Source organism: bacterium (genome assembly GCA_035380285.1).
In the GTDB taxonomy this organism is placed as follows: Bacteria; Auribacterota; Erginobacteria; order Erginobacterales; family DAOSXE01; genus DAOSXE01.
In genome coordinates this window covers 40882-49955 of record DAOSXE010000023.1, presented here as the reverse complement: position 1 = coordinate 49955, position 9074 = coordinate 40882, and the positions used below count along the sequence as shown (strand labels likewise).

The following is a 9074-nucleotide window of genomic DNA, read 5'->3' as shown; positions in this document are numbered from 1 at the left end:
GTCCCCGTTGTAGTCGTTGGGGACGACCTCGTCGCTGGAAGCCCCGAACCAGGCCTTGGTCAGGCCCCGGACCAGCCAGAGCCCGGCCGAGGGCCGGAAAAGGGCGATGTCCGAGGTCCCGTCGCCGTCGTAGTCGCCGGTGACGGAGGAAGACGGGGGGGGTGTCGGGGTCGGGGACAGGGGCGAGCCTTCCGTCCAGCGGGCGATGTTGCTCACGGCCACCCCCCCGGCCTGGCCGAAGATGCCGCCCGCGTAGATCGTGCCCGGCCCCGTGCGGACCAGGGCCTTGACGCTGGAGTCGGTCCCGGTGGAGAGAGCGGACCAGTCGCTCCCGTCCCACTTGGCGATGTTGTCGGCCAGGATGCTCCCGGCCGACTGGAATCCGCCGCCGAAGTACACGACCCCCCCGGAATCGGGGGCTATGGCGGAGGCATAGGCGCCGGAGTATCCCAAGCCGGAGCCGAGCCGGGACCATTCGTTCCCGTCCCACATCGCCACTTCCCGGACGTTGACTTCCCCTTCCCCGGTCCACTCGAAATCACCGGCGACATAGAGGTTCCCGGCGTCGTCGAAGGCCAGGTCCCAGACGTAGCCGCCGATCCCGGTGCTGAGCGCCGACCAGGAGGATCCGTCCCACTTGGCCACCCCCCTGGTGCCCGGCACCCCCGAGGCGCTCCAGAATTGGCCGGCGGCGTAGAGGTTCCCCCACTGATCGATCTCCAGATCCAAAACGTGACCGTCTACCCCCGTTCCCAGCGACGACCAGCCGGTCCCGTCCCACTTGGCGATATGCCGGGCCGAAACGGTGCCGGCGGTGACGAACTCCCCCCCGACGTAGAGGTTGCCGTAGCCGTCGGGTTTCAGGGCGTGGACGATGTCGTCGACGCCGTTTTCGTCGCCGCTCCCCAGGGAAGACCACCCGCTCCCGTCCCACTTGGCGACGTGCTCGGCCTCGTAGCCCCCGGCCTCTCCGAACCAGCCGCCGGCGTAGACCGTGTCGGAGCCGGCCGCGGCCACCGCCTCGACGTAGAGGTTGAGGCCGTCGCCCAACTGCGACCAGATCAGGCCGTTCCAGGCCGCGATGTAGTAATAGCCCTCAACTCCCCCGGCCGCGGTGAAATCCCCGCCGACGTACAACACGCCGGATTCGCTCAGGTCCATGCACCGGACCCAGTGATTCACCCCCCCTCCAACCGACTCCCACGTATCCGCTTTCAGAGCCGGCGCGGCCGCCACGCCTCCGGCCAACACGCCCAGGGCCAACCAGAACCTCTGCCGCCGTTTCATCCGCGCCTCCTTGGATACAGGTCTTTCCGGGAGCTGCTCTCCAGGGTTGGTATCCTGTTTTCAATCATCCCAGATCGGGAGGCTCGGAATCAAGGCGAACCCTGGGCACTTTCTGCACCTGATTTCTCTGATTAACTCTGAAAAGGGAGGAATTCAGAATTCAGGAAACGATCACCATGAAGGCCATGAAGGGGGGGAAAGAGGGTTCAGGGTTCGGGGTTCAGGGGCTGAGTTACCCTCTGCTCCATGCTCTATGCCCTATGCTTTCCTTACCATGAAGATCATGAAGGGGGGAAAAGAGGGTTCAGGGGATTTACCCTCTGCTCCATGCCCTATGCCCTATGCTTTCCTTACCATGAAGTTCATGAAGGGGGGAAAAGAGGGTTCAGGGTTCGGGGTTCAGGGGATTTACCCTCTGCTCCATGCTCTATGCCCTATGCTTTCCTTACCATGAAGGGGGGAAGGGGTGAGGTCGGGGCTACTGAATACTGAATTCTGAATTTGAATTCTGTCTCTATGCTCCATGCTCTATGCCCTATGCTTTCCTTACCATGAAGGGGGGAAGGGGTGAGGTCGGGGCTACTGAATACTGAATTCTGTCTCTATGCTCCATGCTCTATGCTCTATGCTTTTCACAGGCGCACGATCCCCAGGGTCTTCTCTTGTGCTCTCTGCGACCTCTGTGATGAAATCCTTGCTCGGTGGGCCCTGAACACTGCCCCTGGAGCATTTGGCCGTGAAACTGAGCGAAAAAAAGTTCGCCCGCATGGCGGAACAGGCGCTGGAGCGCCTTCCTCCCGAGATCCGCGACCGTCTGGACAACGTCGTCATCTCCGTCCGTCGCCGCCCTTCGCCCCGGATGCTGCGGGAGATGGGGCTCCCCCCGGACGAACCGCTTCTGGGGGTTTATGAAGGCTATGCCCTGACGGAACGCTCCGCCCTCGACCCGCCGCTTTTCCCGGCCGCGCTCACGCTGTTCCAAGGACCGATCGAGGAGATGTGCGCCACCCCCGAAGAGGTCGAGGAGCAGATCGAGCTTACGATCGTACACGAAATCGCCCATTACTTCGGGATCGGCGAGGAGCGCCTGGAGGAACTGGGTTACGATTGACCGCGCCGGGTACCCCCGGCAGTTTTTGAGGAACGAGGGGGAAGCCCGCGGTCCCTCGGGAGGTTCGCTCAGAGGTTGATGATGTCTTCTCCGTGGGGGAGGGCGAGGAGGAGGAGCAGGTAGTCGCGCAGGTGGCGGGTGAGCAGAAAATGTTGCCGCACGTGTTCCCGGCCGTTTTCTCCCAGCTTCCGGGCGTAATCGGGATTGTTGAGGAGCTGCTTGATCTGGAGCGCGGCGCCTTCCACGCTCCGGCAGAGGAGCCCGGTCCGTCCGTGTTCGACCTGCAAAGGTATCCCCCCGACGGCCGAAGCCACCATCGGCCGCCCTTTCCAGAGAGCTTCGCTCACCACCAGCCCGAATCCCTCCCGGATCGATTTTTGGACCACGACCGTCGCCGACCGCTGGAGAGCGTTGATGTCGATATCGTTGTTCTCCGGCGGGACGAGAAGGATATGGATATCGGGGTCCTTCCCCGCTTTCTCCCTGACCTCGGCCAGGACCCGGTCCGATTCCGGGTCGTCCGCCGCCCGGTTGCCGGCCAGCACCAGCTGGCAGTCGTTGTATTTGCGCACCAGCCGGAAGGCTTCGATGACCCCGACCGGGTCCTTGAGGTAGTCGTAACGGGACACCTGGAGGACGATCGGGCGTTTCCGGTCGATCCCGTAGCGGTCGAGGACCGCCCCGATCTCGATCTCCTCGAGGTCCCGGTTTTTATCGCTGAGGGGGTCGATCGAGGGGGAGATAAGAAACTGGCGCTGGGAGAAGCGTTTGGAGAAGAGGGGGCTGGAAAAGATCAGGCCGTCGTATTCCGAGATGAACTGGCGCAGGAAAGAGAATACCCGGGGGTCGGCCCGGGCGATGTCGATATGACAGCGCCAGATCCAGGGTCCGGCGGTTTGCTGCTTGTTCCTGATCATCATCACCGGTTGCGGGTCGTGAACGACGGTGATGTCTCCCCGCAGGGGCATGGTTTCCAGGTTGCGGCGCCCGTTTTCCCGGAAGAGGAGGAGCATCTCTTTGGTGATGTCTTCCCGTTGTCCATGGAGGGCGTTGTGGAATTTTTTGGTGACTTCGAAGAATTCGTTCGTGCCCGAGATCACGTCCCAGCAGGCGTCGACGCCGACTTCCCGGAAGAGGGGGACCAGGTTGGTGAGGATCTCGGCCACCCCGCCTCCGACCCGGGTGGAGTTGATGTGCTGTACCGTCCGCCCCCGAAGGCGCTCTCCCAGGAGGTAGAGTTCTTCGACGGCGCCGTCGCCGACGATGGGCCGGTATTTGTCGAGCGCGCTCACGATCCCCCTCCTTCGGCTCCTGAGAGAATTTCCAGTATCTTTGCCCGCAGGCCCGGGAGGGTGAAGGCGTAAGGGTCGAGGCGCGCGATTTTTTCCCCGAGCGGTTTGAACAGAAGCGCGCTTTCCAGCCACCAGGAGAAATCGTTGGTTTTTCTCTCCAGGCGCAGGCGCGCTTCGAACATGTGAAAATAAATACTGGAGGTCGACACCTCCCCCAGACAGCGGGTAAAGGATTCCAGGGATTCGGCCCGGTGGGAGGTGGGGATGATGACGCTGACCGATTTGATGAAGTGGAACTCGCCGCCCGGTTCCGCGAACCGCTTGCGGCAGCGGGGGTAGGCCGAGAGGTGCCCGTCGATGGCCTCGACCAGGGCCAGACGGAGGCCGCCGATGGAGGTGAAGGAGAGGAGGTCTATGCCCGCCAGCTTCTCCTGCAGAATCCGATCCCCGAGAACGTCTCCGATCCACATCGCGAAGTCGTTGGGCGGCCCGGGGAGGAGGTAATCGTGTTTTTCGACGAACCGGTGGGTGTGGTGGTAGATCGAGGAGCCGGGCACGGTCGAGATGAGGTCGAGCAGGGACTCCAGGGTGGAGGCTTTCAGGCCGGTGAGTTCCTGGAGGTTGAAGCGGCTGTAAAAAACGAACGGTTGCGCGGTCGCGGCGGCGGTGTTCACGGCAGTCTCCTTAGTTGGGAAAGAAACAGTTTGACTTCGCCTACTCCGGCCAACCGGTAGCGGGCTCGGGTGGTGAGGGAGTCCGGTCCGACCCGCACGGAAATGTCGCCGGTTCCGAGCGCGGCGAAGGCGTCCTCGTCGGTCCGGTCGTCGCCGACGTAGACGGTAAGGGGCTGTACCCCGGCCCAACGGGCGGCCAGGTTCCGACGTAGAAAAGAAACGGCGTTTCCCTTGCCCCAGGGGGTAGGGGGTCTGATCTCGATCACCCGGTTCCCTTCGCTCAGGCGCAGCTCCCGCCGGGAACGGAAGGGGCGGACGGTTTCGCATACGATCTCTCGCAGGTGCTTCCAGGAGGATGGAGCGGCGTTGCGGTAGTGAACGCTCAAGGTCAGGCCCTTGTCCTCGACGAAGGCACCGGCCGTAGACGCGAGCCTGCGGGCGAGCCTTCCTTTCGCAGTCTTCAGAACGGGCCGGGCACGTCGGGCGGTGGAGTTGAGGTAGTTTATCCCCGGGCCCCGGATTTCGAGGCCGTGGTTGCCGCCGTAGACGATATCCGGCAAGCCGACGCGCCCCCGCACGTCTTCGAGCGCCCTGCCGCTGATGACGGCCAGGGTGAAGTGGGGCTTCTCGGCCAGCTTCCGGAGCCGCTCGCGCGTGCTTCGCGCCAGGCGTGCGGCTCCGGGGTTCCGGACGATCGGCGTCAGGGTCCCGTCGTAATCCAGGCAGAGGAAAATGTGCTCCGCTTCTTCCAGTAGCCGCCGGCAGCCGGGCCAGTACGCGAAAAGCCGGGTCATGCCGCCGGCCCTTCGATCTCGCGCGCCGCCCTCAGAAAACCGGCCACCCAGCGGAAAACGTCGTTGCGACGGATCTGGCCGCGGAGGTATCTCATTCTCCGCTTCCGCTCCGCGTCGCTCATGGTGAAGGCCCGGTAGATGGCTTCCGCGGTTCCCTCGGTGTCGTGCGGGTTGGTGAGAATGGCGCCTTTTTTCAATTGGGTCGCGGCGCCGGCGAACTCGCTGAGGATGAGAACGCCCCGGTTGTCGAGACAGCTGGCGCAGTACTCCTTGGCCACCAAGTTCATCCCGTCGTTGAGGGGGGTGATCAGGGCGATCTCGCAGGAGCGGTAATGGGAGACCAGTTCAACCGGGGTCAGGGTTCCGAAGATGTAATGAATAGGCACCCAACCCAGGACGGTGAAGCGGCCGTTGATTCGGCCCACCGATTCGTCGAGTTCCCGTTTCATCGCCTGGTATTCGGGCACGCCCATCCGGCTGGGGACGACGATCTGCAGGAGGGAGATTTTCTGATGGAGGTCAGGGTGTTTTTCCAGGCAGAGTTCGAAGGCCTCAAGCCGCTGGGGGATGCCCTTGGTGTAGTCGAGCCGATCGACTCCCAGGACCAGCTTGTGTTCCGGGAATTTTTCATGGAGAAACCACGCCCCCTGTTCGACTTCGCGCGACCGGGCCAGGTTGCGGTAGCGGTTGAAGTCGATGCCGATGGGGAAGGCGCCCACGACCGAACAGCGCCCTTCGAGGGTGACCAGGGAATGGGGGGAGCGATAGCCGGTCGCGGCTTCGGGGGCCAGCTTGCGTACGCACTGGATGAAGTTGCGCAGGTCGTTCCGGGTCTGAAACCCAACCAGGTCGTAAGCCAGGAGGGAGCGGATGATTTCCTCCCGCCAGGGCAGACGGCTGAAAAGATCGGGGGAAGGGAAGGGGATATGCAGGAAGAAACCCAACCGGGCGCCCGGCCGTCGTTCCCGGATTCGGGACCCGGCGAGAAGAAGCTGGTAGTCCTGCACCCAGACAAAATCGTCGTCGCCGGTCGCTTTCAGGATTTTCCCGGCAAACTTTCGGTTGACCTCCCGGTAGGTCTCCCAGTAGCCCCGGTCGAAGACCGTTCGGCCCAAAAGTCCATGGAAGAGCGGCCAGATGGTCTCGTTGGAACAGCCGTAATAATAGCCTTCCACCTCTTCCGGGGTGAGGGAGATCGGTTGAATATCGTAACCGAGTTCGGTTCGGGCCGAGCGGAAAATCTCATCGTAAGGCGCGTCTTGAGCGGTCCCCGGCCAGCCGAGCCAGAGCCCCCCCTGCTCTTGAAGAACGGGTGCCAGGGCGGAGACCAGTCCCCCCGATCCCGGCCGAAGTTTCCATCCGTTTCCTTCCCGGGATACGACTACGGGCAAACGGTTGGATACGATGATAAGACGATGGTTCATGGGACTTCCGGAGGCTGGGAAGAGGTTGTTGACGTTTTTAGTATAAATGATACGTTTCCCCACGGCAAGGGCTCATTACGGGGGCGGGGGCCGTTGTCCCCTGGCCCGTCTCCGGCGTTTCCGGCGCCGGATTTACCCGGCGGAGTCCGCCGTCCCCCGTCCGGAAAGGGGGAACAAAAGGGGGAGTCTTGAAACCGCTGAAGGGAAACCGTTATTTTTTCAAGCATGAGCAGATGGACTTCGAGGTTCTCTGCGCCCTGGGGGGGTGTTATTACGGGAACGCCGACGCCGGGGAGGTGCTTTCGACCGCGGCCCGGGTCCGCGACGGCGATTTCGAAAGCTGGTTCCGGGAGTGGAACGCCACCGCCGAGCGCGTTCGCGCCGCCGCCGCCGCTTCGGCCGCCGAAGGGAACCGGGTAAGCGCCCGCCGGGCCTTTCTCCGGGCCGGGTCCTATTTTTCCCTGGCCGCGGCCATGGTCGACGGCACCGACGATCCTTCCCGGCTGGTTCCGGCTTGGTCCGCCCATCGGGACTGTTGGAGGGAGTTCTGTTCCCGGCTGGAGCCGCCGGCCGAGGAGGTCGAAATCCCCTACGAGGGGACCCGCCTTCCCGGCCATTTTTTCCGTCCCGACCCGTCCCCCGAACCCCGGGCCGTGATCGTCTTCAACAACGGCAGCGACGGCTCGCTCTGCGGCATGTGGGCGAGCGGGGTGGCGGCGGCGCTGGAAAGGGGCTACGCCGCCCTCACGTTCGACGGCCCCGGGCAGAACTCCCTCCTCTGGCTCCAGGGCATACCCTTCCGGCCCGACTGGGAAAACGTCATCACCCCCGTCGTCGATTATGTATGCGGCCGCCCCGACGTCGACGGCAACCGGATCGCCCTTTCCGGCATCAGCCAGGGCGGGTACTGGATCCTGCGGGCGCTGGCTTTCGAGCACCGCCCCGCCGCCGGGATCGCCGACCCCGGGGTGATGGACGTCTCCACCGCCATGCTGGCCAAGCTTCCCGGTTTCATGAGGAAACACCTCGAAACCGGGGAGGAAGGGAAGTTCAACCGGGAGATGGCCTGGACCGCGCGCTTACTGGGGAAATCCGTCCGCCAGTCTCTGGCCTTCCGGATGAAGCCCTACGCCACCGATAATTATTACGAATGGATCCGGGCCGCGCGCCGTTTCAACCTCCGCGGGGTCATCCAACACATCCGCTGCCCGGTGTTTATCGCCGACCCCGAAAACGAACAGTTCTGGCCGGGCCAGCCCCGCCGGGTTTTCGAGGCTCTCGAGTGCCCGAAGACGATCGTTCGCTTCACCGCCGCCGAAGGCGCCGACCGGCACTGCCAGCCTCTGGCCCGCGGCCTATACGACCAGCGCATGTTCGACTGGCTGGCCGGGGTGATGCCGGCGCGGTAGCCGGTGTCTCGATCGGATATCGGGGAGCGGTATCGGAATTGACTCCGGCGCTCCAAGGGTTATACTGGTATAACACGATTCCGGATGGTCCAGGTAACATGGGAGGTTGCCCTTGAAAGGCAGGATCGCGCTGCTGATCTTGGTGGCGGCCGCCGGTCTTCAGGTTTTCCCCGGTCTCTCTTCGGCCCAACCCACGCCGACGCCGCCCCCGATGAGCGTTCCTTATTTCGAAGATTTCAACGGCCCCTGGTCGGGGGGCGCCCCTTCCAACTACCCCAATATCTGGTCCAAACAGTTCATCTCCGGGACCACCAACTGGGTCCAGTACTCCGGGTGTCTCTATGAAACCCCTCCGGCTCACAGCGGTTACAACGCCCTTTTCTACCAGGAAGACTGGTCGGGTCCCTCGACCCGGTTGATCTCGCCGCCCCTGGAGTTCGGGTCCCTGACGCGCAATCCCCGCCTGAGTTTCTGGCACACCCAGTCGGAGTGGGGTGGGGACCAGGACGAACTGACCGTCTACTACCGGGTTTCGGACGCCGGTTCCTGGGTCCAGTTGACCCACTATTCGGATACCATCGGCACCTGGACCCTGCACACGCTCGATCTGCCCTCTCCCACCAACCGTTACTTCATCTGCTTCAAGGGGTATGCCTACTACGGTTTCGGCGTAGGCCTCGACGACGTCGCCGTGGTCGGGGAAGCGGTGACTCCTACTCCTCCTCCGACCCTGACGCCGTCGGTTACGCCCACGCCCACCCTTACGGTGACCCCGACATCTTCACCGACTCCAACGCCGCCGCCCTCGGCTTCTCCTACGCCGTCGGCGACCCCCACGCCCTCGGCCACACCCACTGCCAGCCCCTCGGTCACTCCGACGCCGTCGGTAACGCCGACGCCTTCGGTGACTCCGACTCCGTCGGCGACCCCCACGCCCTCGGCCATACCCACTGCCAGCCCCTCGGCGACCCCCACGCCCTCGTCCACACCCACGTCCAGCCCCTCGGTGACTCCGACGCCTTCGGTAACGCCGACGCCTTCGGTGACCCCGACTCCGTCGGCGACGCCCACGCCCTCGGTTAC

8 protein-coding genes are annotated in these 9074 nt (G+C 63.7%); 3 read left to right on the top strand and 5 right to left on the bottom strand.

Annotated elements, in window-relative coordinates:
- Positions 1 to 1287: hypothetical protein (locus PLZ73_09490; GenBank protein ID HOO78107.1), on the bottom strand; the 1287-nt coding region annotated here is incomplete at its 3' end.
- 736 nt (positions 1288 to 2023) lie between these two features.
- On the opposite strand from PLZ73_09490, the gene PLZ73_09485 reads away from it, so the two are divergent.
- The gene (locus PLZ73_09485) at positions 2024 to 2398 is read left to right on the top strand and encodes a metallopeptidase family protein (protein ID HOO78106.1); all 375 of its coding nucleotides are present in this window, start codon (positions 2024 to 2026) and stop codon (positions 2396 to 2398) included.
- Between the two features lie 68 nt (positions 2399 to 2466).
- On the opposite strand, the gene PLZ73_09480 is transcribed toward PLZ73_09485, so the two are convergent.
- The 4 genes from PLZ73_09480 to PLZ73_09465 are packed head-to-tail and all read right to left on the bottom strand — an operon-like array spanning position 2467 to position 6582.
- Positions 2467 to 3690 (bottom strand): glycosyltransferase, encoded by a 1224-nt coding sequence (locus tag PLZ73_09480; GenBank protein HOO78105.1) that lies wholly within the window; start codon positions 3688 to 3690, stop codon positions 2467 to 2469.
- A complete protein-coding gene (locus PLZ73_09475) occupies positions 3687 to 4364 on the bottom strand; it encodes a DUF5752 family protein (protein ID HOO78104.1) in 678 nt (225 codons plus the stop codon). Before PLZ73_09475 ends, PLZ73_09480 begins: the two co-directional genes overlap by 4 nt.
- The gene (gene otsB, locus PLZ73_09470; protein HOO78103.1) at positions 4361 to 5158 is read right to left on the bottom strand and encodes a trehalose-phosphatase; all 798 of its coding nucleotides are present in this window, start codon (positions 5156 to 5158) and stop codon (positions 4361 to 4363) included. The genes PLZ73_09475 and otsB overlap by 4 nt, the downstream gene beginning before the upstream one ends.
- Positions 5155 to 6582 carry a trehalose-6-phosphate synthase gene (locus PLZ73_09465; GenBank protein HOO78102.1) on the bottom strand — a complete coding sequence of 476 codons (1428 nt, stop codon included), beginning with the start codon at positions 6580 to 6582 and terminating at the stop codon, positions 5155 to 5157. The genes otsB and PLZ73_09465 overlap by 4 nt, the downstream gene beginning before the upstream one ends.
- Before the next feature lie 188 nt (positions 6583 to 6770).
- Between PLZ73_09465 and PLZ73_09460 the strand changes: the two genes are divergently transcribed.
- Positions 6771 to 7991, top strand: coding sequence for a prolyl oligopeptidase family serine peptidase (locus PLZ73_09460; protein HOO78101.1), 1221 nt, complete (start codon positions 6771 to 6773; stop codon positions 7989 to 7991).
- 112 nt (positions 7992 to 8103) lie between these two features.
- Positions 8104 to 9074 (top strand): choice-of-anchor J domain-containing protein (locus PLZ73_09455; protein ID HOO78100.1); only part of this gene is annotated, 971 nt, incomplete at its 3' end.